Below are 20,531 nucleotides of genomic sequence, written 5' to 3'. Positions count from 1 at the left end.
AAAAAAATGACCGAACACATCATCGACCCATCCATCGTCGCCGCCGACAACACCAGGCGCGAAGCCGATCTCCGCCGCGACTACGAAACCCTCGGCGAACGCCTCGACCGCCGCGGCATCGCCATCGACGCCATCAAAGCCAGGGTGGCAAAGTTCTCCGTAGCCGTTCCCTCCTGGGGCGTCGGCACTGGCGGCACGCGCTTTGCCAAGTTCCCGGGTAAGGGCGAACCACGCGACATCTTCGACAAGATTGAAGATTGCGCCGTAATCGCCCAGCTAACCCAGGCGACCAAGACCATCTCGCTCCACATTCCGTGGGACAAGGCCGATCCGAACCGCCTGAAGCAGGCTGCCAGCCGCTTCAACCTCGGCTTCGACGCCATGAATTCGAACACCTTCTCGGACGCCAAGGGCCAGATCCAGAGCTACAAGTTCGGCTCGCTCTCGGCCTATGACAAGGCGACCCGCGATCAGGCGATCGAGCACAATCTGGAATGCATCGAGATCGGCAAGACCATCGGCTCGAAGGCCCTGACCATCTGGATCGGCGACGGTTCGAACTTCCCTGGCCAGGTCAATTTCGCCGACCAGTTCGCCAACTACCTCGAGAGTGCCAAGGCGATCTATGCCGCCCTGCCGGATGACTGGAAGGTTTATTTCGAACACAAGATGTACGAGCCGGCTTTCTATTCGACGGTCGTGCAGGATTGGGGCACCAACTACATCATCGCCAAGGAATTGGGCGACAAGGCCCTCTGCCTCGTCGATCTCGGCCACCACGCCCCCAACGTGAACATTGAAATGATCGTCTCCCGCCTTGCCCAGTTCGGCAAGCTCGGCGGCTTCCACTTCAACGATTCCAAATATGGCGACGACGATCTCGACGCCGGCTCGGTCGATCCCTACCGTCTGTTCCTTGTGTTCAACGAGCTCGTCGATATCGAGAACCGCGACGCAAGCTTCCACCCGGCCCACATGCTAGACCAGAGCCACAACGTCACCGACCCGATCGAGTCGCTGATGCTGTCGGCTTCAGACGTGCAGCGGTCCTACGCCCAGGCACTTCTCGTCGATCGCGCGACTCTTAAGGCCGCCCAGACCGACAATGACGCCCTGACCGCCACCCAGCAGTTGCGCCACGCTTTCCGCACCGACGTAGAGCCGATTCTGGCCCTCGCGCGACTTGAAGCCGGCGGCGCCATCGACCCCCTCGCCACCTACCGCGCCAGCGCCTACCGCGCAAAGGTCGCCGAAGTGCGTCCGGCTGTGGAGGGTGGTTCGGGCGGGATCGTCTGAGACAAGAGAAGCCCCCACCCAGCCTCCCCCTGAAGAAGGGGGAGGAACCTATCGAGTTTGAACTCGATTTTCGACCAATCACCGGCAGGTCCCTCCCCCTTCTTCAGGGGGAGGCTAGGTGGGGGTCTTGCCTTCGCAAAACCCGCCCCTAAACTCGATGCATGTCCAAGACCACGCCCGCCACGCAGGCGCTCGCCAAAGCCGGCATCGCCTATACCATCACCACCTATGAATATGACCCGGGCGCCGAGCGCGTCGGGTTGCAGGCGGCCGAGGCAATGGGCGTGTCGCCGTCCGAAGTGTTCAAGACGCTGATGGCTGAACTCGACGGAAAGCCGGTCTGCGCCATCGTGCCCTCCGACGAGGAGGTGAATATGAAGAAGCTCGCGGCAGCCCTCGGTGGAAAGTCAGCACAGATGATGAAACCGGCGGACGCTGAGCGCCTGACAGGCTACAAGGTCGGCGGCATCAGTCCGTTGGGGCAGCGGAAGCTGGTGCCGACAGCGCTCGATGAGCTGGCAAGCCTATATGACGCCATCTACCTCAACGGCGGCCAGCGGGGATTGCAAATTCGCATCGCGCCGAACGACCTCGTGGCTGCGTTGAACTGCGTGACGGCCGATCTCGTGCGATAGCGCGCACGGGGGGGCCAAGCGGTCATCATGCAATAAAGCGAGCGGACTTTACCTGCTACGACAAGCAAGACGCGCTCTCTTGCAAGTTGTTAATGAAACGTTATCATCGCCATTGCCGCAAGGCAGGGGGATTTCATGAAAACGATTGGTTTGTCCGCCATCGCGCTTGTCGCTTTGGCTGCGGCGGGATGCGACACGCTCACGGGCGGCGACCTGGTGCGGCCCGGAACGGCCACGGGAACGCTCACGATCGTCAACGCGACCTATGGCAATCTGGATGCCATTGTCATGTCCGAATGCAGCGCCATGAGCTACGGCTTCAACCGGCTGGAAGCCGGTGACTATATTCCTCAGGGTGGCGCCCGGAGCTTCACGGTGTCCGCCGGTTGCTGGGACGTGGGCGGCGGCGAGTGGGCCGGAGTCGAAGGCTACAAGCGGGTCAACGTTCCTGCCTATGGCTCGATGACGCTCACGATCACCGAATAGCCGGCGACCCCGGATATCGAAGCCAGAAACGGCAAAAGGCGCCCTGCTGGACGCCTTCGTCGGATAGTCTTGATTGCGCTTCCCGCGGGCTGCGCAGTCGTCGCTGGTTAGGCGACGTAGGTACCGCGTGCGATCGAGCGGATATCACCCTTGGTGATGCCCAGGTCGTTCAGCTGACGAGCGTCGAGGCTGTTCAGCTCGCGCAGGGTGCGCTGGTACTTGGCAAAGTCAGAAATCTTCTTGGCGATGTTCATTTCGGTTCCCCTTCGTTTGATGACCCTTATCTAGACGACCCTAGTCGTGATTAGTAGATAGCCTTGCTGCACATCCGTTATGCACTGAATGCAAACGAAAGAGGCATGTCGTTGCTGAACGGATAGGTGGGATCGTGCTGGGAATGTCTTGTTCGCACACGCGGCAGATCGACAAGCTACTGTTTATAATAGGCTATTTCACCAAACGGCGAGCCGTGGGCCGATTAGGAGTTTTTTGACCATCTGGTCAACAGCCATGCGCAAGTGGTGACGCTGACCACCACTCCGGCGTCACGCTGGCCCCGCCACAGCACCTCTTGACCTTACCACCATGGGAAGGCCTATGTAGGTGCGGACGAGGTGAAGATCATGAATGAACACGTCCGCCAGAACGCCAAAGCCAGCCCGGTATCGATCGATATCACGGGAATGAGTTGCGCCTCCTGCGTCAATCGCGTGGAAAAGGCTCTGCTCAAGGTGCCTGGGGTAGAGACTGTCTCGGTCAACCTGGCGACCGAGCGTGCTACCGTCTCAGGCGGCGATGTCGAGGCATTGCTCAAAGCGGTCGAGAAGGTCGGCTACACCGCCCGCACACGCCAAGCAGATGCGCCCGCGCATGACCCTGGGCACCACCACGACGAAGACGCCGCTGTTCTCCGGCGGGCCGTCGTCATCGCGGCGATACCGACCCTGCCCCTCTTTCTCATCGAGATGACCGGCCATCTCTACATGCCCTTCCACATGTGGCTCATGTCCGTCGTCTCGATGGATGTGCTCTATATCGGCTACTTCCTGCTGGCGACATTTGTGCTGTTCGTGCCCGGCCGTCGCTTCTTCAAAGCAGGCGTCCCCGCCCTGCTGCGCGGCGCGCCGGAGATGAATTCTCTCGTCGCCCTGGGCGCCGGCTCGGCCTGGACCTATTCGACACTGGTCACCTTCTGGCCAGGCTTCGTGCCGCCCGGCACCGGCTACGTATATTTCGAGGCCGCGGCCGTCATCGTAACGCTGATCTTGGTCGGGCGTTGGCTTGAAGCAATCGCGAAGGGACGCACAGGGGAGGCTATCAGCCGTCTGGTGCAGCACCAGGCCAGAACAGCTCGCGTCCAGCGCGATGGCGAGGCAGCCGAACTGCCTATCGAACAGGTTCGCACCGGAGACATCATCATCGTCCGTCCGGGTGAAAAGATCGCCGTCGACGGCGAAGTGGTGTCAGGGACCAGTCACGTCGACGAGTCGATGATTTCGGGCGAACCGCTTCCCGTCTCGAAATCAGTCGGCGCAACGGTGATTGGCGGCACGCTCAACACATCGGGCAGCTTCAGCTTCCGCGCCACCAAGGTCGGGGCCGACACGATGCTGGCCCATATCATCCGTATGGTCGAAGATGCTCAGGCGGGCAAACTGCCGATCCAGGCGATGGTTGATCGTATCACGGCGGTTTTCGTGCCTGTTATCATCGTCATTGCGGTGCTGACTGCGCTGATCTGGGGCCTGTGGGGACCAGAGCCGTCGTCCAACTACGCACTGGTCAATGCGGTTGCCGTGCTGATCATCGCCTGTCCCTGCGCGATGGGTCTCGCCACACCCATGTCGATCATGGTCGGCACGGGGCGAGCGGCGCAGCTGGGGGTGCTGTTCCGCAAGGGCGAAGGCCTGCAGCAGCTTCAGAAGGCCCGTGTCGTCGCCTTCGACAAGACCGGAACGCTGACACAGGGCAAACCGGCGATGACGGACCTGATCCTCGACGATGACTTCACCCACGACGAAGTCCTTTTCCTGGTGGCCTCTGTTGAAAGCCGATCTGAACACCCTGTCGCGCATGCGATCGTCGCCGCTGCGGAGCGGGCTGGCCTCAAGCTCGGCACCGTCACGGAATTCTCCTCCAATCCTGGGACCGGCGTTTCGGCCCGGGTCGATGGGCGCCTGGTCTCCGTCGGATCCCGACGGCACCTCGGACATCTCGACTTCTCCGATTTCTCCGACGCGATCGACCGTTTGGCCGGCGAGGGAAAGACCGTCGTATACGCCGCCATCGATGACAGATTGGCAGCCGCAATCGTCGTGGCCGATCCTGTCAGGCCCACGAGCAAGGCCGTCATCGCCGCTCTCCACGCCAGGGGTATCAAAACTGCCATGATCTCTGGCGACAACGCCATCACGGCGCGCGCCATTGCCGCACAACTGGGCATCGACGAGGTCCGCGCCGAGGTGCTGCCGGCCGGCAAGGTCGAGGCCCTCCGGTCGCTCCACGCCGACCACGGCACCGTGGCCTATGTCGGCGACGGCATCAACGACGCCCCTGCCCTGGCCGAAGCCGATATCGGCATCGCGGTGGGTTCGGGAACAGATGTCGCCATCGAGAGTGCCGACGTGGTCCTGCTCGGCGGCGATCTCAAGGGCGTCCTCAACGCCATCACCATGAGCCGGGCGACCATGCGCAACATCCGCGAAAACCTGTTCTGGGCCTTCGGATACAATGCCCTGCTGATTCCCGTGGCAGCGGGCATCCTCTACCCCAGCTTCGGAATTTTGCTTTCGCCCATGCTGGGGGCGGGAGCCATGGCCCTGAGCTCGGTGTTCGTCGTGGGCAATGCGCAGCGCCTGCGCGCCATCAAGGAGGAACGCCCATGAATATCGGCGAGGCATCCCGCAGCTCTGGCGTTTCAGCCAAGATGATCCGCTATTACGAACAGATCGGGCTGATCACCCCTCCGTTGCGAACCGACAGCAACTACCGCGTCTACGGGCCCGACGAGGTGCACGTCCTGCGCTTCATCCGACGCGCCCGCACCCTCGGCTTCTCCGTCGAGGAAACGTCGACACTGCTCGGCCTCTGGCAAGATCGATCACGCGCCAGCGCCGAAGTCAGGACCATCGCATCGGGCCATATTGAGGCGCTGGAAACCAAGATTGCCGACCTTCAGGGCATGGTCCGGACGCTCAAGCATCTCGTCCATTGCTGCGCTGGCGACAGCCGCCCGGATTGCCCCATTCTCGATGACCTGGCCGGCGAGGCCGGCCCGAAAGGACACTGAAATGACCGACAAGAGCACGTTCATCGTCAACGACATGACCTGCAACCACTGCGCCAGCACGATACGTGATGCGCTGGAGGACGCATTGCCGGGAGCCGATGTGCGGATCGATCTGGAGAAGCACGAGGTCAGCTTTACCGGCGACCGGGCGCGCGGCGAAGATGCCATTCGCGAGGCGGGTTATACGCCGGAAACGTGACAGGGAAATCTGGTGAGCTCCAGCGGCGCCAAAGACTAGGCGGGCGTCGCCCGGAGCTCACACAGGAAATGCGTCAGTCCGCCTGTCGTTCCTGCGACAAGTTGTCAGCGCTCAAAATTTTGTCGACAGCGGGGACTACCCACTGCGCTGTCTTCGGTCTTGACCCGGCAACGCAACCCACGGCCCGACTTGGCCACCGATCACCTCTCCTTGGCGGGAAGTGGCGCCGCTCGGCCCAAAGGGCCGCAGCAGAGCTAGTAAGGAGCTGTTGTGTTTAGCCAAGGCAGGCCTGGATCAGCAGGCGCAGGCTGCATTGACCTCGATCAGAAACACGCAGCACCTGCGCCCAACGGCAAATCTGGTGAGCTCCCGCGACGCCAAGGACGGCGGGCATCGTCCGGAACTCGGCCGACACATAGCGGGATTCTCGTGTCAGCCTCACGACTGCTCAAGGTACTGCCAAAAAACGAAAAAGGGGCGACCAGCATGGCCAGTCGCCCCTTTCTGTCCGTTCAGATCGCCGTTTTCACAGCCTGCCCGTAGTCCGTCTCCAATCGCGCATTAGCGCGATTGGCCCCTTGTGACGCGTACCGGCAGGCATGGTCCGAACGGCGCCCGTCCACAAACCGCGCCAGCGGCGCGGTTTGCCCTTGGAGGATGGGTCAGAACGGGCTTTCAGCGTCCAGGAACTGCTCGGCATTGTCCTGAGTGATCAGGGTCGAGTCGAGGATATAACGACCGGCCACCTGGATGCCGCCGGTGAAGTGCGACGTCGTCAGTTCGATGGCGGTGGCGATCATGGCCGGGCTATAGCTCACATCAACCGGTGTCAGCTTGTCGCCATTGGCGACGGCCTGGATGATCTGCTGCATGCCGGCGCCGCCGACGATGAACATTTCGTCTTCGCGGCCAGCCTGCTTGATGGCCTCGATCGCACCGATCGAGATGTCATCGTCCTGGGTCCAGACAGCCTTGATATCCGGGAAGCGGGTCAGGAAGTCCTGCATCACGCGGAAGCCGTCATCGCGGTTCCAGTTGGCGAATTCGTTTTCCAGCACCATGATGTTGGAGCCTTCGATGGCGCCCATGAAGCCGTCGAAGCGCTGCTGATCGATCGGGATCGGCAGGCCGCGCAGGATCACGATGTTGCCGCCATCGGGCAGAGCCGACTTGATGTATTCGGCAGCGTTGACGCCCAGACCCGGATTGTCACCGGCGACGTAGAGGTTCTCGACGCCATCGATGGACAGCTGACGATCGACCACGGTCACGAACTTGCCGGCATCCTTGACCTGCTTGATGGCCGAGGTCATCGCATCCGGGTCACCCGGCAGGATGACGAGGGCGTCGATGCCGCGGGTGGAGACCATGTCTTCGATGTCGGCGATCTGCTTGGGCGAGTCCGGCGACGAGGCAAAAACGAACTCGACGTTCGGATAGGTCTCGCTGAGACGATCGATGGCCTGCTGGGCGAAGTAGTTGACGCCACCAGTCCAACCGTGGGTAGCGGCCGGAACCGACACGCCGATGGTGATCTTGTCGTCCTGTGCGTGAGCAACGCCGCCCAGGCCAGTGGCGATCACCGCCGATGCCAGCAGAGTTTTAGCCAATTTCATTTGCAGTCCTCCCAAAATGCCCTTTGTCGGGCGATGTAAAACTCGTTGACGATCAAAACCTTCCCTAGCTGGCGCGCCGGGGGCGCTGCAGCAGAACGGCGAGGATGATGATCACACCCTGGAAAGCTCCGTTCAGATACGGGCTGATGAAGCTCTGCAGGTTCAGAATATTGCCGATGAGACCGAGAATGATGACGCCGACCACGGTGCCCCAGATCCGGCCGTAACCGCCCTTTAACGTGGTGCCGCCGATGATCACTGCCGCGATGGCCTCCAGCTCCCACAGCACCCCTGTCGTGCTCGAAGCCGATCCGAGGCGGGGCACGTAGAGCAGCACGGCAACCGCAACGAGAATGCCCTGCAGGATGTAGGTGATCAGGCGGACGTTATCGACATTGATCGATGAATAGCGTGCGACCTGCTCGTTCGAGCCGATCGCGGCGCAGTGGCGACCGAAAGCAGTCCGGCGCATGACAATTTCGCCGCCGATGGCCACGAGGGCGAAGACCAGGATCGGATAGGGAATGCCCAGAAGGCCGTTATAGTAGACTGGACGATAGACGTCGGCGACCTGGAAATTCAGCGACAACGTGCCGCCATCGGCAAGGAAAGTCACGAGCGAGCGGAAGATGCCCATGGTGCCGAGGGTCACGATAAACGCCTCTATGCGCCCGCGGGTGATCATCAAACCGTTGCCGACGCCGGCCACGCCACCCAGAAGAATGCCGGCGGCCATGCCGGCAAGGATCACGCCCCAGCCGATTCCGAAAGTCGGGATCAGCCAGTTCATCACCATGATCATGACACCGGCGATCACCGCAGCCATGGAACCTACGGAAAGGTCGAGCCCGCCCGAGGTGATAACGAACGTTGCGCCAATGGCGATGATGCCGATGAAGCTCGAGCGCGCCAGGACGTTGGTGATGTTGTTATAGGTGAGGAAATTCTCATTGAGCGTGATGCCCAGCAGCACGAGCAGGGCCAACGCCGCCAGCGGACCTACGGTCTTGAGGTCCCACTTGAAGCCAGTCCTCGTCTTGGCCGGAATTTCAGGCGCTGATACGCTCATCGTGTCCACTCTGCTTGATGCCCGCGGCGTACCGCATGATTTCTTCTTCGGTAATCTCGGCGCCTTCGAGCACGCCTGCGATACGACCTGATCGCATCACGACGACACGGTGCGAGAGGCCAATCACTTCCTGCAGTTCGGAGGAAATGACGATGACGGCTTTGCCTTCGGCGGCAAGCGCCGCAATGATGTGATAGATCTGCTGCTTGGTGCCGACGTCGATGCCGCGGGTCGGCTCATCCATGATGATGATGTCCGGCTCGCTTTCCATGGTCTTGCCCAGCATCAGCTTCTGCTGGTTGCCACCCGACAGGCGACCGGCGGCCACCGAGGCATCACGCGCGCGGATATCGAAGCGGCGCGTCGCGCGCTCGAGGGCCCGATCCTCGCTCGATGTGTCGAGAAAGCCGGCGCGCAGGTGCTTGGCCAGTGTGAGCAGCGTTAGATTGGGCCGCAAACCCATATTGAGCAGCAGTCCCTTGCCCTTGCGATCCTTGGTCATATAGGCGACGCCCGCATCGACCGATTGGGCGACACGCGTGAAATTGACGATCTGACCGTTGAGAGAGACTTCGCCGCCAGTCTTGTGCGTCAGACCCACAACGGCCTCCGCGACTGCGGTGCGACCCGATCCGATGAGGCCCGCAAACCCCAGAATTTCGCCTCGCCTCAGATCGAACGACACATTGGCGACCGATTTTGTCTCAAGCCCCCGAACGCTGAGCACCACTGGCGCATCAACGTCGGGTTCGTGCTTGGGCGGGTACAGGTTGGACAACTCGCGACCAACCATCATCTGGGCGATCGAGTCGGGCGTCAGCGACTCCGTTCCGACCGTTGCGATCAACTGGCCGTCGCGCAGCACGGTGACGCGGTTGGCCAGCTCCATGATTTCGTCGAGCTTGTGGGAAATGAAAACCACCGCGACGCCGCGTGCGGTCAGCCGCCTGATCTGTTCGAACAGGGTCTGCGTTTCGCCTACCGACAGAACCGCGGTCGGCTCATCCATGATCAGAACCCGGGCGTCGCGGCTGATGGCCTTGGCGATTTCCACCATCTGCTTGTCTGCAACCGACAGGCTGGAAATACGGGCATCGGGGTCGACATGGACATGGAGCATTTCCATGACTTCGGCCGCTCGCCGACGCATCTCGCGCACATCAAGCAGCGGGCCGCGACGGAGTTCGCGCCCGAGGAAAATGCTGTCAGCCACGGTAAGATGTTCGGCCAGGTTGAGCTCCTGGTGGATCAGGACGATTCCCATGGACTCGGCCTTGCCATCGGGCGGCAACACGACAGTCTGGCCATCGTAGGTGATCGAGCCCGATGTGGGCTGTTCGATGCCGGACAGGATCTTGATTAGCGTCGACTTGCCCGCACCGTTCTCGCCAATGATGGCGTGAACCTCGCCCGGAGCGATGTCGTAGTCGATGCTGAAGAGCACCGGAATTTCGCCGAAGGACTTGGAGATGCGGTTGGCCGAAAGAATCGGCTGCGCACTCTTCGCCTGTGCTTCGACCATGCCAGAACCCTCCCCCAAAGCGCGGTTCGCTTGTCGCGAAACTCTGCACTCAACCGATGATGTAAAGGTTTTCATGAATGATGTAAAGGTTTACAGTGTTGGCAATGAGGAGAAGCCTGTGGATGTCGCTGGCTAACCACCAGCCATCTGCTAAGGGCAAAGGGGATATCGGCTTTCAACGGCCGGTAGTCGGGCGGAGCAACCCACGTGCAGCAGCATAAGCTGGCCACTATTGAAGACGTCGCGGCTATGGCCGGCGTCTCCATTGCCACGGTGAGCCGGGCCATCAACGAGCCGACAAAGGTCGCCGACGCGACTCGAAGGCGGGTCACCGATGCCATTGCCCGCACGGGCTACACGACCAATGCCATGGCCCGTTCGCTGCGGATGCGCCGCAGCAACATGATCCTGATTCTCGCCCCGGATGTCGGCGACCCCAATTTCTCCAATATCCTGGTCGGCCTCGAAACCGAGGCGAGCAAGCGCGGATACGGGTTGCTGATCGGGAATACGCAGAACGATCCCAGCCGGGAAACGGACTATCTGCGTTTCATCAGCTCCAACCAGGCGGATGGTCTGATCCTGTTCACGGGCCACCTACCCTACGGCTTGGGACAAAGCCCGGACGAAGCGCGCCTGCCGCCCATGGTTGCAGTCAACGAGCCGGTCATCGGCAGTGATGTTCCCTTCGTTGGCGTGGACAACTTTGAAGGCGCGCGTGTCGCCACCGAGCATCTGGTGTCACAGGGCCATCGGCGCATTGCCTTCGTTGGCCGCGCGCCGAACCGCGAGATTGCCCGTCTTCGCGAGCAGGGTTACCGGGCGGCCCTTGCCGGCGCCGGAATTGCGGTCGATCCGCGGCTGGTGATCGACGGCGAGGGCACGACGGAGAGCGGGCGCGCGGCTGCAGAGCTGATGTTCGTCCGAGACGCGTTGCCGACCGCCTTCTTCTGCGTGAACGATGCGACCGCCATGGGGGTGATGATCGCCCTCAATGCCCGCCGCTACGACCTGCCCAGACAGTTTTCCATCATGGGCTTTGACGACATCTCCTTTGCGAGCTTCCTGACACCGTCCTTGACCACAATGAAACAGCCTCGCCACCGGATGGGCGAGGCTGCAATGGAATTGCTGTTGACGTTGCTGGCCGGAGACAAGCCGAAATCGCTCGAAGTGCTTCTGCGCAGCGAACTGATCGTGCGCAACTCGGTGATGCGTCCTGAACGCGGCTAGTCAGACGCGGGCGGCGTCTCTGGGCTAGTAACCGTTTTTCGATAGCCAGTCTTGCATCCAGGCGATTTCGGCCTCCTGCGCGGCAATCACGTCTTCGGCCAGCTTGCGGACTTCTGGATCCGTTCCGTGTTCGATGACGACCCGAGCCATGTCGATTGCGCCCTGATGATGGGGGATCATCCCACGGATGAAATCGGCATCGGCATTTCCAGTGAAGGCAATGTCCATATCGGCATGCATCTTCGCGTTCGCATCACGATAGCCGATCGTGGCGGCACTTTCGCCGGACGCTGCAACGCCATGGCCAGAATGGTCCTGTGCCAGAACTGGCACGGTCAGGGATATGAATGCGACGGCAACAAGGGTCTTGTACATGAAGAGGCTCCTGTGGATGCCCCTGCATGCGGGATTGCCATATGGCAAGGTCAAGAGCCTGACTTGAGCCGCTCGAGAATGGCATCGAACTTCACCATCGAGGCATTCGCACCCCATTCCATGCCGGTATCGACCGTGGCGTTGCGCATCTCGAAGTCGGGGTAGTTCGAGACCGAGCGATAGTGGGTCCTGCCATCGCGCTCTTCGAAATGATGCTCCTCGTAGTAGCGTGCATCCTCTTCGAACATGCCTTCGACGACAAACGTGTTGCGGATCAGTGCTTTCGGCTCGACGGCCAGGTAAGTGCCGAAGAATGTGACCTCCGACCCATCGGGCATGGTCGAAACCACGCGCCACTTGCCACCTGTCCTCACGTCCAATTGCACCACGCGATTGCTGTCGTGCGGTCCCCACCACCGGGCCATGTGCTCGGCCTCGGTCCACACTGTCCACACGAGCGCGAGGGGCGCATCGAAGGTGCGCGACATGATGATCAACGGCGCGTCGGCGGGCAATTCGGTCTTGAAGGGGTTCGGAAAGCTCTGATCGTTCATCGTCGGTCTCCTCAGTTTTTCGTGTCGGATCGAGGCGTTTGGAGAGTCTTGAGATAGTCGCCGAGCCGATCGAGGTTCCCCTCCCAGAAGCCGCGATAGGTCTCGATATAGGTGGCAACCTCGCCCATCGGCGCGGCATCCAGTTTGCACGGCCGGAACTGGGCCTGCCGCCCCCGCGTCACCAGACCCGCCGCTTCCAGGACCTTGATATGTTTGGATACGGCAGCCAGCGTCATGTCGAAGGGCTCGGCTAGTTCGTTGACGCTAGCCTCCCCCATGCTGAGTCGGGCGAGAATGGCACGACGCGTCGGATCCGCGAGCGCCGCCAGGGTTGTGCTGAGGGTATCGGGCATGTTCCGCCGCCGTTATTTAACTTATACATATAATACCATTCGGTTTACAAACGTCAAGCCCTGCAAGACATGAGGCCCGCGTCCTTTCGGAAGCGGGCCTCTGACTTCACCATGTCACCCTTTTATCGGGCGACGGCGGCGCGGGGCATTTCCGAGAAGACTTCTGCCTTCCCGTTGCGGATGATGACGATTTCCTCGAGCCGCTGGCCGAAACGTCCCGGCAGGTAGATGCCCGGCTCGATGGAAAAGACCATGCCTTCTTCGAGCACGGTTTGGCTGGTGCTCGTGATGTAGGGCGCCTCGTGCACATCGATGCCAAGGCCATGCCCGGTGCGATGAAGGAAATAATCGCCATAGCCCGCGTCTGTGATGATATCGCGCGCCGCCCTGTCGACCTCGCTGGCGACGGCGCCAGCCACGGAAGCCTTGATGGCCGCTTCCACCGCGCGGTCGAGGACCGAATGGATCTCGTCGAACCCTTCGGGCTTGCTGCCGAAATAGCCGACGCGGGTCATGTCAGACGGATAGCCGCCGATGCGACCGCCAATGTCGATCAGCACGGCGTCGCCGTCTTTGAGCTGTGTATGACCGGTGTGGTGATGCGGGAACGCACCATTGGGCCCGAAGCAGACCGAGATGAATTGGGTTGTCGCGCCATTGGCCTTATAGAAATTGCCGATCACTTCGGCCACTTCGAGCTCGGTGATACCGGCTCTGAGCGCGGCGAAGCCCGCAGCCATAGCGCCGTCGTTGAGCAGGTGCGACGCCTTGAGCAGGTCATATTCGGCGGCGTCCTTCCGGGATCGCAGATAGCTCACGGTGTCGCCGGTGAAGCGGCGCTTGGCGCCGGGCAAGGCGTCGAGAACGAGCAGCGCGAAGTCGGCCCGCATCGTTTCATCGAGGACGATCGAAGGGCTGACAGGAGACACGCCGGTCGCATCGAGCAGCTGCCGCAGCGCTGCGTCGGGACCGTCGGCGTCGGCCCATGGAAAGAATGGCAGATCGGTATGCTGGCGTGAGCTATCCACATTGAGCACGGGCATCAGGAAGCCCGCATAGTCCTTGCTGATCATCAGCAGCACGGGCCGCTCGTCCCCGTGCGGCGACAGATCGGCGAGATAGCGCATATGGCTCGAGGGGCCGATGACCACCAGATCGGTTGCAGTCTCGGCCATGCGGGCCCGCAGCTTTTCCATGCGCGCGGTCAGGATCGGATTCATTGGCTTTCCTCGAAAAAGAAAAACGGCGGCCCGGTGCAGGGCCGCCGCATCAGGCATGTCTTAGTTCTTGGTGACCAGGCGGTAGTAGACGAAGTCCGAGTTGGACCCGTTCACGTAGCCTTCGACATTATCGGCCATGGCGATCTGCAGCGCGGCCTGGAACATGATGACGATCGGGCTTTCGGCCTGAACCTTCTTCTGCAGGTCGACATACATCTCATTGCGGACGGTCTGGTCGGCTTCGGCCAGCGCAGCATTGACTTCGTCGTTCATTTCCTGCGGCACGGCCCACGCATTCCGCCAGGTGGTGGTGGCGGTGTAGTTGTCGTCCGCATTGTTGGAATTGTAGGCGAAGGCCTTGGCGTTGGAATGCGGATCCATGAAGTCCGGACCCCAATAGAGCAACATGGCCTGGTGCGTGCGTTCGCGATACTTCGTGATGACCTGGGCGCCGGTACCGGGCAGGATTTCGAAGTTGATGCCGGCTTCGGAGAATCCGGCCTGCAGCGACTGGGCGATATCGGTGAACGGAGCCGAATTGATCACGTCGAGCGTGACGTTGATCGGCGTCTCGACGCCGGCATCGGCCAGGATCTGCTTGGCCTTTTCAACATCATAGGTGAACGGGGTCTCGTCGTAGGAGCCGGGGAAACCCTTGGGCCAGAAGGCCTGGTGCTTTTCCATCTGGCCCTTGAGGAAAGTCTCGGTCATCCCGTCATAGTCGACGAGGTAGCGCGCGGCTTCCCAGACGGCCGGCGGGGTCAGGCTTTCAGTCTTCTGGTTGAACGAGAGGAAGTGCACCGCGGCTTGCGGATAGGTCTCGACCTTGACGCCATCGCCGAGGCCCGAAATCTGGTCGGGCGTTAGGTTCTTGGCGAGGTCCACGTCGCCCGAGGTCAACAGCAGCTGCTGGGTGGCGGCTTCCGCGACATGGCGGATCAGCACCTGCTTCATCGCCGGCGCACCGTTCCAGTAAGTCTCGTTGGCGGTCAGGCGAACGAGTTCGGCCGGGCGGTAGTCGGTCAGCACATAGGGGCCGGAGCCAGCCGAATTGGTGTTGAGCCAGGCATTGCCCATGTCGCCGTCGACTTCGTTCTGCATCACGAGCACTTCGTCGACGATGGCGCCGGGACGCGCTGCCAGCACGTTGAGCACGAAGGCAGAAGCGAAATCACCGGTCCACTTCACGGTAACGGTGTTGCCGTCGACGGTGACCATCTCGTCGATGTTTTCCGGGGTCCAGCCGAGCTGGGTCAGGATGAATGCCGGGGTCAGGTCAAGCGTCACGACGCGCTTGAACGAAAACTTCACGTCTTCGGCGCGCACCGGATTGCCGGAGGCGAAGGTTGCGCCATCGCGCATGGTGAAGGTGAGCGACTTGGCCGCTTCATCAGCGGTCCATTCGCTGGCGAGGCCCGGCGCGAGGACAGTGGTGTCCTCGGCGTCGTACTGCACCAGCTTGTCGTAGAGGTTGGCGTTGATTTCACCGGCCGAGAATTCATAGGCCTGCGCCGGATCGAGCGCGACGATGTCGTCGATGTTCTGCGCGATGACGAGCGCATCGGCGGGTGTTGCGGCATAAGCGGCGCCCGCTGCGAGCGGCAGGGACAGCGCGGATGCCAGAAGGGCAGCGCGGAAGAGCTTCATGGTCGTTTCTCCTTTGGGGTGACTTTTTTCCGGGCCGGTTTTTCGGCACCGGCTTTGGGCCTCGCAAGGGCGGGCCGTGGCCGCGCCGTCGAGCGAAAGAGTGCCAGCGTGCCCGTCCACAGCAGGCGCGCGGGTTGATCGGTATGGTTGGACCACGAATGCGGGCGATTGCCGCGGAAGTGCAGGCTGTCGCCGGCGCGCATCAGCATGTCCTCGCCATCGAGGCGCTGGGTGATTGCGCCTTCGAGCACATAGAGGATTTCTTCGCCTTCATGCGACACCGTCTCCGAGCGGTAGCCCGGCGGCACGGTCATGAGAAAGCTCGACAGCTGGTTGCCCGGAAAGTCGGCGCCGATACGTTCATAGACAATCGAGGAGCCATCGAGAGAAAAGCGGTTGCGCTCTCCATCCCGGGTCAATGCGTTATGCGTGGCGGGAGCGGCGACGAAATAGTCGATCGACACGCCGAGCGCCCGCGCGATCTGCGCCAGCGTGCCCAGCGAAGGCGTCGCGTGATCGCGCTCGACCTGGCTGAGATAGCCGACTGAAACGTGCGCCGCTTCCCCTAGTTCGACCAGCGTGAGTTGCTGCTGGCGACGGCGCGCACGGATCAACGCACCCACTTTTGGGTGCCCAGATTCCCGACTTGCCAATGCTTCCGCCAAGCGCGCCTCCACCAAAATTTTTTTGATATAAGCAAAATCTTCTATATGGTGAAAGCGAAATATGCAGCCTCTGCAAAACTGCGACGGACCCGTCCGACGCTGCTAGACCGCTGTTTTCGCAAGAGGATTTTGGCGTGGCGATAGATCAGCAAATAGCCCCCACAGAGGCTCCGACCAGCGCGCGCAACAAGCGCCTGCGCCGGAATGTCTTGACGGTTGGCGGCTTCGTGCTGACGCTTTTCCTCACCTTTCTGGGCCTGCTTGCCATCACCTTCTTCATCGGCCGGGTCATTCCCATCGATCCGGTCCTCTCGGTGGTCGGCGATCGCGCCACGCAGGCGCAGTATGACGCGGCCAAGATTGCCATGGGGCTCGATCGCCCGCTGTGGCAGCAGTTCATTTCTTACGTTGGCAACGTGCTCACCGGCGACCTTGGACGCTCGGTCTCCACCGGCCGCGCCGTCATCGACGATCTCAGCCGCTTCTTCCCCGCCACGTTCGAAATGGCGACGCTGGGCATCCTGATCGGCATTGCGCTCGGGGTTCCCCTCGGCGTCACGGCAGCGGCGCGGCAGGGCAGTTGGCTGGATCAGGCCATTCGCGTCGTCGGGCTGCTCGGCTATTCGGTTCCCGCCTTCTGGCTGGGCCTTGTCGGTCTCGCGGTGTTTTACGCCCGCCTGCGCTGGGTCGGCGGACCAGGCCGACTGGACATTTTCTACGATGGGCTCGTTCAGCCCGTCACCGGAATGATCCTCATCGACTCGCTGATCAGGGGCGAGATCGACATTTTCTGGAACGCCGTCAGCCACATCATTCTGCCCGCTTCCGTGCTCGGCTTCTTCAGCCTCGCCTATATCGCCCGCATGACGCGCTCGTTCATGCTCGACCAGCTGAGCCAGGAATTCGTCACCACCGCCCGCGTCAAGGGTGTGCCTGAGCGCGTGGTCATCTGGCGTCATGCTTTCAAGCCAATTCGCGTGCCGCTGATAACAGTCATCGGGCTTTCCTACGCCGGGCTGCTGGAAGGCTCGGTGATGATCGAGACCGTGTTTTCCTGGCCGGGCATCGGCAACTACCTGACGACCGCGCTTCTCAATGCCGACATGAACGCCGTGCTCGGCTCGACGCTGGTGATCGGCGCCGTGTTCATCGTCATCAACAAAGTTTCGGACGTGCTGTATCGCGTCCTCGACCCGAGGGCCCGCTGATGAGCACCCGCGACTGGCTTCTTGCCGACAGCCCCACGTCCCGCATGCAGGCCAATGCCGGCCGCGCCTATCGCGTGTTCACCGCACTGCTGCGTAATCCGTTGTCCGTGCTGGGCGGCGTGATCATCCTCGTGCTGATTTTCACGGCGGTGTTCGCGCCCTGGATCGCACCCTATTCGCCCACCGGGCAAAACCTGTCCGCCCGCCTCTTGCCGCCCTCGTCTGAATACTGGATGGGGACAGATGAACTGGGACGGGACATTTTCTCCCGCGTCGTATGGGGTTCGCAGATCACACTGACCATCGTCGGCCTGGTGGCCCTCATTTCGGCTCCCCTCGGGCTCCTGGTCGGCGCGATCGCGGGCTATTTCGGCGGCTGGGTCGATCGCATTCTCATGGGCATCACCGATATCTTCCTGTCGCTGCCCAAGCTGATCCTGGCGCTGGCCTTCGTCGCGGCGCTTGGGCCAGGTATCAACAATGCCATCATCGCCATCGCCATCACGTCGTGGCCGGCCTACGCCCGCATAGCCCACGCCGAGACGCTCACCATTCGCAATGCCGAATATATTTCTGCGGTGCAGCTGGCCGGCGGTGGACCGATCCGGGTGATCGTCCAGCATATCCTGCCTCTCTGCACGTCTTCGATGATCATCCGCGTCACGCTCGACATGGCCGGCGTTATTTTGACGGCGGCAGGTCTTGGCTTCATCGGCCTTGGCGCTCAGCCGCCGCTACCGGAATGGGGCGCAATGATCTCGCGTGGCCGCACCTTCATCCTCGACCAGTGGTGGGTCGCAACCATGCCCGGCTTTGCGATCATCATCGTGTCGCTCGGCTTCTGCTTCCTTGGCGATGGCTTGCGCGACGTGCTCGATCCCAAGAGCGAGGGCAAGAGCTGATGTTTTTGATTTATCTCGCCCCTTGCACCACCCACGATGCCGTCCCCGGGCTCGACCCGAGGACCACTCAAAGCGTGTGCCGGATTGCGAATGGACCTTGGATCGAGTCCGTGGGCGGCGCGGTGGTAGCGGAGGGTATCCAAGAATGACCTCACCCCTCCTAGAAGTCGAAAACCTGCGCGTCAGCTTTCCGACGCATTCCGGACGGGTCGAGGTCGTGAAGGGCCTCAGCTTCACGCTTGGTCGGGAGCGGCTCGGCATCGTCGGCGAGTCCGGCTCAGGCAAGTCCATGACTGGCCGTTCGATCCTCAAGTTGATCCGCAAGCCGGGACAGGTGACCGCAGACAAGCTGCTTTTCGAGGGCATCGACATTCTCGACCAGTCCGAAAAGCAGATGCGCTCCATTCGCGGCGCCCGAATTTCCATGGTCATGCAGGATCCGAAATTCTCGCTCAATCCGATTATGACCGTGGGCGAGCAGATTGCGGAGGCGCTGGTCACCCACCAAAAGCTGCCGCGCAGCGCCGTTCAGGCCCGCATTATCGACATGCTGCATGCGGTGCGCATCAACGACCCCGAACGCGTCGCCAGGCTCTATCCACATGAGGTCTCGGGCGGCATGGGGCAGCGCATCATGATCGCCATGATGCTCATCCCCGAACCGGAACTGCTGATCGCGGACGAGCCGACTTCAGCGCTCGATGTGTCGGTGCAGGCGCAGGTGCTCGACATCATCGATACGCTGGTGCGCGACAAGGGCATGGGCCTGATCCTGATCAGCCACGACCTGGCACTAGTCAGTCGCTATTGCGACAGGATCCTGGTGATGAATGCGGGCCGGGTTGTTGAAGAATGCGCCGCCGGCCAGCTGGAAAACGCCCAGCATCCCTATACCCGCGGGCTCCTGGCGGCGATGCCCGTGATCAATGAAAACCGAGACGAACTTCCCGTGCTCGACCGTACGCAGTGGGCCGGCACATGAACGCCATAGACCTCCAGAATCTCGACATTTCGTATGGCGACACCAAGGTGGTCCATGGCGTCAACCTTGCGATCGGCGCCGGGGAAAGCTTTGCGCTCGTGGGTGAGAGCGGTTCGGGGAAGTCGACGATCTTGCGGGCAATTGCGGGACTTGCACCGGATTGGACCGGCGCGATTTCTGTCATGGGCACGCCGCGCACCCATCGGGTCGATCGCGGCGTCTCGCGGCAGGTGCAGATGGTTTTCCAGGATCCCTACGGATCGCTTCACCCGCGCAAGACCATCGATGCCGCCCTCTCCGAACCGCTCGCCATCCACGGCATCGGCAATCGTGGCGAGCGGGTCGATGCGGTGTTGCGCGATGTCGGTCTCGACCAGCGTTTCCGCTTCCGTTTTCCGCATCAGCTTTCGGGTGGGCAGCGCCAGCGCGTGGCGATTGCACGCGCCCTGATGCTCGAACCCGAGGTCCTGCTTCTGGACGAACCGACATCGGCTCTGGACGTGTCGGTGCAGGCGGAAATCCTCAACCTGCTCAAGCGTCTGCGGCGCGAGCAGGGCCTGACCTATCTGCTTGTCACGCACAACCTCCCGGTGGTCAGCTTCCTCTGCGACCGTCTCGCTGTCATGCGTCATGGCCGCATCGTCGAGGTGGCTGACGTCGCCCAGCTCAAGGCCGGCAGTCTGGACCAGCCGTATTCGCGCGAACTTCTGGCGGCTTCCGAAAGCGCCTGAACTCTATCCAAGGACTATCAAGATGACTGAACATCAAGCTGCCCTCAGCGCGTTCGACGCTGCCATTGCCAAGGCCAAGACTGCCGAGGCGGCCTTTACTGCCTTGCAGGATCTGGCGCGTGCGGTCGTGGGTGCCAAGCTGTTCACGGTCATGCTGGTGGACATGGAGGCCGAACTGTCGCGCCGCGCTTATACCAGCGACCCGGTGAGCTACCCTACCTCCGGCACAAAGCCACTCAACTACGGGCCCTGGTTCGACATCGTCCACGGCAAGCGCGAATTCTTCGTCGCGAACACGATCGAGGATATCGCGAAGGTGCTGTTCGACCACGAGCTCATCGACCAGCTCGGTTGTCAGTCGGTGGTCAATGTGCCGATCATCCTCAAGGACGAACTGGTGGGCTGCATGAACCTGCTCGACGTCGCGCACCATTATACGCCCGAGCGCCTGCAGACGATCCGCGACGTGCTTCTCATACCCGCCAAGCTCGCCGTCCTGGCAGCCCGCTAGTCTGCGTCGCCTCACACCGGCCCGCGACACAGGGGCCG

22 protein-coding genes are annotated in these 20,531 nt (G+C 61.7%); 12 read left to right on the top strand and 10 right to left on the bottom strand.

Translation table 11 applies throughout. The annotated features are described in order from the left end of the window. The first annotated feature begins 6 nt into the window (after positions 1-6). The 3 genes from rhaI to CCK88_RS02025 all read left to right on the top strand — a co-directional run bounded on the left by rhaI (position 7) and on the right by CCK88_RS02025 (position 2,417). Positions 7-1,296 carry an L-rhamnose catabolism isomerase gene (gene rhaI / locus CCK88_RS02035; protein WP_086468875.1) on the top strand — a complete coding sequence of 430 codons (1,290 nt, stop codon included), beginning with the start codon at positions 7-9 and terminating at the stop codon, positions 1,294-1,296. 161 nt (positions 1,297-1,457) lie between these two features. After that, positions 1,458-1,931 carry a Cys-tRNA(Pro) deacylase gene (gene ybaK, locus CCK88_RS02030; RefSeq protein WP_086468874.1) on the top strand — a complete coding sequence of 158 codons (474 nt, stop codon included), beginning with the start codon at positions 1,458-1,460 and terminating at the stop codon, positions 1,929-1,931. A 135-nt stretch (positions 1,932-2,066) separates the two neighbouring features. After that, positions 2,067-2,417, top strand: a complete 351-nt coding sequence (locus CCK88_RS02025) for a hypothetical protein (RefSeq protein WP_086468873.1) — start codon at positions 2,067-2,069, stop codon at positions 2,415-2,417. A gap of 107 nt (positions 2,418-2,524) precedes the next feature. Here the strand turns inward: CCK88_RS02025 and CCK88_RS02020 are convergent, their stop codons facing one another. Next, on the bottom strand, positions 2,525-2,671 hold the full coding sequence (locus CCK88_RS02020; protein WP_086468872.1) for a DUF1127 domain-containing protein: 147 nt from the start codon (positions 2,669-2,671) through the stop codon (positions 2,525-2,527). A 369-nt stretch (positions 2,672-3,040) separates the two neighbouring features. Between CCK88_RS02020 and CCK88_RS02015 the strand changes: the two genes are divergently transcribed. From CCK88_RS02015 to CCK88_RS02005, 3 genes are read left to right on the top strand one after another with little or no spacing between them, the layout of a single operon-like run. Then, on the top strand, positions 3,041-5,302 hold the full coding sequence (locus CCK88_RS02015) for a heavy metal translocating P-type ATPase (RefSeq protein ID WP_086470767.1): 2,262 nt from the start codon (positions 3,041-3,043) through the stop codon (positions 5,300-5,302). Then, positions 5,299-5,706, top strand: a complete 408-nt coding sequence (gene cueR, locus CCK88_RS02010) for a Cu(I)-responsive transcriptional regulator (protein WP_086468871.1) — start codon at positions 5,299-5,301, stop codon at positions 5,704-5,706. The genes CCK88_RS02015 and cueR overlap by 4 nt, the downstream gene beginning before the upstream one ends. A gap of 1 nt (position 5,707) precedes the next feature. After that, positions 5,708-5,905, top strand: a complete 198-nt coding sequence (locus CCK88_RS02005) for a heavy-metal-associated domain-containing protein (protein WP_086468870.1) — start codon at positions 5,708-5,710, stop codon at positions 5,903-5,905. Positions 5,906-6,567: 662 nt separating this feature from the next. On the opposite strand, the gene CCK88_RS02000 is transcribed toward CCK88_RS02005, so the two are convergent. The 3 genes from CCK88_RS02000 to CCK88_RS01990 all read right to left on the bottom strand — a co-directional run bounded on the left by CCK88_RS02000 (position 6,568) and on the right by CCK88_RS01990 (position 10,112). Next, the gene (locus tag CCK88_RS02000; RefSeq protein WP_086468869.1) at positions 6,568-7,521 is read right to left on the bottom strand and encodes a substrate-binding domain-containing protein; all 954 of its coding nucleotides are present in this window, start codon (positions 7,519-7,521) and stop codon (positions 6,568-6,570) included. Between the two features lie 64 nt (positions 7,522-7,585). Further along, entirely contained in the window at positions 7,586-8,590 is a 1,005-nt protein-coding gene (locus CCK88_RS01995) for an ABC transporter permease (protein WP_086468868.1), read from the bottom strand. Beyond that, positions 8,571-10,112, bottom strand: coding sequence for a sugar ABC transporter ATP-binding protein (locus CCK88_RS01990; RefSeq protein ID WP_086468867.1), 1,542 nt, complete (start codon positions 10,110-10,112; stop codon positions 8,571-8,573). The genes CCK88_RS01995 and CCK88_RS01990 overlap by 20 nt, the downstream gene beginning before the upstream one ends. A gap of 207 nt (positions 10,113-10,319) precedes the next feature. Between CCK88_RS01990 and CCK88_RS01985 the strand changes: the two genes are divergently transcribed. Next, positions 10,320-11,345: a LacI family DNA-binding transcriptional regulator gene (locus tag CCK88_RS01985; RefSeq protein ID WP_280173795.1), complete on the top strand. Its 1,026-nt coding sequence runs from the start codon at positions 10,320-10,322 to the stop codon at positions 11,343-11,345. A gap of 24 nt (positions 11,346-11,369) precedes the next feature. On the opposite strand, the gene copM is transcribed toward CCK88_RS01985, so the two are convergent. The 6 genes from copM to CCK88_RS01955 all read right to left on the bottom strand — a co-directional run bounded on the left by copM (position 11,370) and on the right by CCK88_RS01955 (position 16,117). Then, entirely contained in the window at positions 11,370-11,720 is a 351-nt protein-coding gene (gene copM / locus CCK88_RS01980; protein WP_086468865.1) for a CopM family metallochaperone, read from the bottom strand. A 50-nt stretch (positions 11,721-11,770) separates the two neighbouring features. Then, positions 11,771-12,274 (bottom strand): SRPBCC domain-containing protein, encoded by a 504-nt coding sequence (locus tag CCK88_RS01975; RefSeq protein WP_086468864.1) that lies wholly within the window; start codon positions 12,272-12,274, stop codon positions 11,771-11,773. An 11-nt stretch (positions 12,275-12,285) separates the two neighbouring features. Continuing rightward, positions 12,286-12,627: an ArsR/SmtB family transcription factor gene (locus CCK88_RS01970; RefSeq protein WP_086468863.1), complete on the bottom strand. Its 342-nt coding sequence runs from the start codon at positions 12,625-12,627 to the stop codon at positions 12,286-12,288. A gap of 122 nt (positions 12,628-12,749) precedes the next feature. Further along, positions 12,750-13,847 (bottom strand): M24 family metallopeptidase, encoded by a 1,098-nt coding sequence (locus CCK88_RS01965; RefSeq protein ID WP_244557414.1) that lies wholly within the window; start codon positions 13,845-13,847, stop codon positions 12,750-12,752. Between the two features lie 60 nt (positions 13,848-13,907). Beyond that, positions 13,908-15,494, bottom strand: a complete 1,587-nt coding sequence (locus CCK88_RS01960) for an ABC transporter substrate-binding protein (RefSeq protein ID WP_086468862.1) — start codon at positions 15,492-15,494, stop codon at positions 13,908-13,910. Then, positions 15,491-16,117 carry a helix-turn-helix domain-containing protein gene (locus CCK88_RS01955; RefSeq protein ID WP_244557413.1) on the bottom strand — a complete coding sequence of 209 codons (627 nt, stop codon included), beginning with the start codon at positions 16,115-16,117 and terminating at the stop codon, positions 15,491-15,493. The genes CCK88_RS01960 and CCK88_RS01955 overlap by 4 nt, the downstream gene beginning before the upstream one ends. Before the next feature lie 236 nt (positions 16,118-16,353). Here CCK88_RS01955 and CCK88_RS01950 point away from each other — a divergent pair, with 236 nt between their 5' ends. The 5 genes from CCK88_RS01950 (at position 16,354) to CCK88_RS01930 (ending at position 20,493) form a co-directional block, all read left to right on the top strand. Then, a complete protein-coding gene (locus CCK88_RS01950; protein ID WP_244557491.1) occupies positions 16,354-17,367 on the top strand; it encodes an ABC transporter permease in 1,014 nt (337 codons plus the stop codon). Beyond that, positions 17,367-18,269 (top strand): ABC transporter permease, encoded by a 903-nt coding sequence (locus tag CCK88_RS01945; RefSeq protein WP_170926319.1) that lies wholly within the window; start codon positions 17,367-17,369, stop codon positions 18,267-18,269. Before CCK88_RS01950 ends, CCK88_RS01945 begins: the two co-directional genes overlap by 1 nt. A gap of 145 nt (positions 18,270-18,414) precedes the next feature. After that, complete coding sequence (locus CCK88_RS01940; protein ID WP_086468859.1) at positions 18,415-19,251, top strand: ABC transporter ATP-binding protein; 837 nt, start codon at positions 18,415-18,417, stop codon at positions 19,249-19,251. Continuing rightward, complete coding sequence (locus CCK88_RS01935; RefSeq protein WP_086468858.1) at positions 19,248-19,982, top strand: ABC transporter ATP-binding protein; 735 nt, start codon at positions 19,248-19,250, stop codon at positions 19,980-19,982. The genes CCK88_RS01940 and CCK88_RS01935 overlap by 4 nt, the downstream gene beginning before the upstream one ends. A gap of 22 nt (positions 19,983-20,004) precedes the next feature. Further along, the gene (locus CCK88_RS01930; protein ID WP_086468857.1) at positions 20,005-20,493 is read left to right on the top strand and encodes a GAF domain-containing protein; all 489 of its coding nucleotides are present in this window, start codon (positions 20,005-20,007) and stop codon (positions 20,491-20,493) included. Positions 20,494-20,531 lie beyond the last annotated feature (38 nt).

Source organism: Devosia lucknowensis, assembly GCF_900177655.1.
Taxonomy (GTDB): domain Bacteria; phylum Pseudomonadota; class Alphaproteobacteria; order Rhizobiales; family Devosiaceae; genus Devosia; species Devosia lucknowensis.
Note: the sequence above shows the minus strand (reverse complement) of the source record. Positions and strands in the feature narration are given on the sequence as shown.

What these genes read in the sequence shown, in the direction of transcription:
- CCK88_RS01965 (WP_244557414.1), bottom strand. Translation starts at nt 13,847, where the DNA reads ATGAATCCGATCCTGACCGCGCGCATGGAAAAGCTGCGGGCCCGCATG.
- CCK88_RS01935 (WP_086468858.1), top strand. Translation starts at nt 19,248, where the DNA reads ATGAACGCCATAGACCTCCAGAATCTCGACATTTCGTATGGCGACACC.
- CCK88_RS01960 (WP_086468862.1), bottom strand. Translation starts at nt 15,494, where the DNA reads ATGAAGCTCTTCCGCGCTGCCCTTCTGGCATCCGCGCTGTCCCTGCCG.
- CCK88_RS01930 (WP_086468857.1), top strand. Translation starts at nt 20,005, where the DNA reads ATGACTGAACATCAAGCTGCCCTCAGCGCGTTCGACGCTGCCATTGCC.
- CCK88_RS01940 (WP_086468859.1), top strand. Translation starts at nt 18,415, where the DNA reads ATGACCTCACCCCTCCTAGAAGTCGAAAACCTGCGCGTCAGCTTTCCG.
- CCK88_RS01990 (WP_086468867.1), bottom strand. Translation starts at nt 10,112, where the DNA reads ATGGTCGAAGCACAGGCGAAGAGTGCGCAGCCGATTCTTTCGGCCAAC.
- rhaI (WP_086468875.1), top strand. Translation starts at nt 7, where the DNA reads ATGACCGAACACATCATCGACCCATCCATCGTCGCCGCCGACAACACC.
- CCK88_RS01975 (WP_086468864.1), bottom strand. Translation starts at nt 12,274, where the DNA reads ATGAACGATCAGAGCTTTCCGAACCCCTTCAAGACCGAATTGCCCGCC.
- CCK88_RS02020 (WP_086468872.1), bottom strand. Translation starts at nt 2,671, where the DNA reads ATGAACATCGCCAAGAAGATTTCTGACTTTGCCAAGTACCAGCGCACC.
- CCK88_RS02015 (WP_086470767.1), top strand. Translation starts at nt 3,041, where the DNA reads ATGAATGAACACGTCCGCCAGAACGCCAAAGCCAGCCCGGTATCGATC.
- copM (WP_086468865.1), bottom strand. Translation starts at nt 11,720, where the DNA reads ATGTACAAGACCCTTGTTGCCGTCGCATTCATATCCCTGACCGTGCCA.
- CCK88_RS02005 (WP_086468870.1), top strand. Translation starts at nt 5,708, where the DNA reads ATGACCGACAAGAGCACGTTCATCGTCAACGACATGACCTGCAACCAC.
- CCK88_RS01970 (WP_086468863.1), bottom strand. Translation starts at nt 12,627, where the DNA reads ATGCCCGATACCCTCAGCACAACCCTGGCGGCGCTCGCGGATCCGACG.
- CCK88_RS02000 (WP_086468869.1), bottom strand. Translation starts at nt 7,521, where the DNA reads ATGAAATTGGCTAAAACTCTGCTGGCATCGGCGGTGATCGCCACTGGC.
- ybaK (WP_086468874.1), top strand. Translation starts at nt 1,458, where the DNA reads ATGTCCAAGACCACGCCCGCCACGCAGGCGCTCGCCAAAGCCGGCATC.
- CCK88_RS02025 (WP_086468873.1), top strand. Translation starts at nt 2,067, where the DNA reads ATGAAAACGATTGGTTTGTCCGCCATCGCGCTTGTCGCTTTGGCTGCG.
- CCK88_RS01945 (WP_170926319.1), top strand. Translation starts at nt 17,367, where the DNA reads ATGAGCACCCGCGACTGGCTTCTTGCCGACAGCCCCACGTCCCGCATG.
- cueR (WP_086468871.1), top strand. Translation starts at nt 5,299, where the DNA reads ATGAATATCGGCGAGGCATCCCGCAGCTCTGGCGTTTCAGCCAAGATG.
- CCK88_RS01995 (WP_086468868.1), bottom strand. Translation starts at nt 8,590, where the DNA reads ATGAGCGTATCAGCGCCTGAAATTCCGGCCAAGACGAGGACTGGCTTC.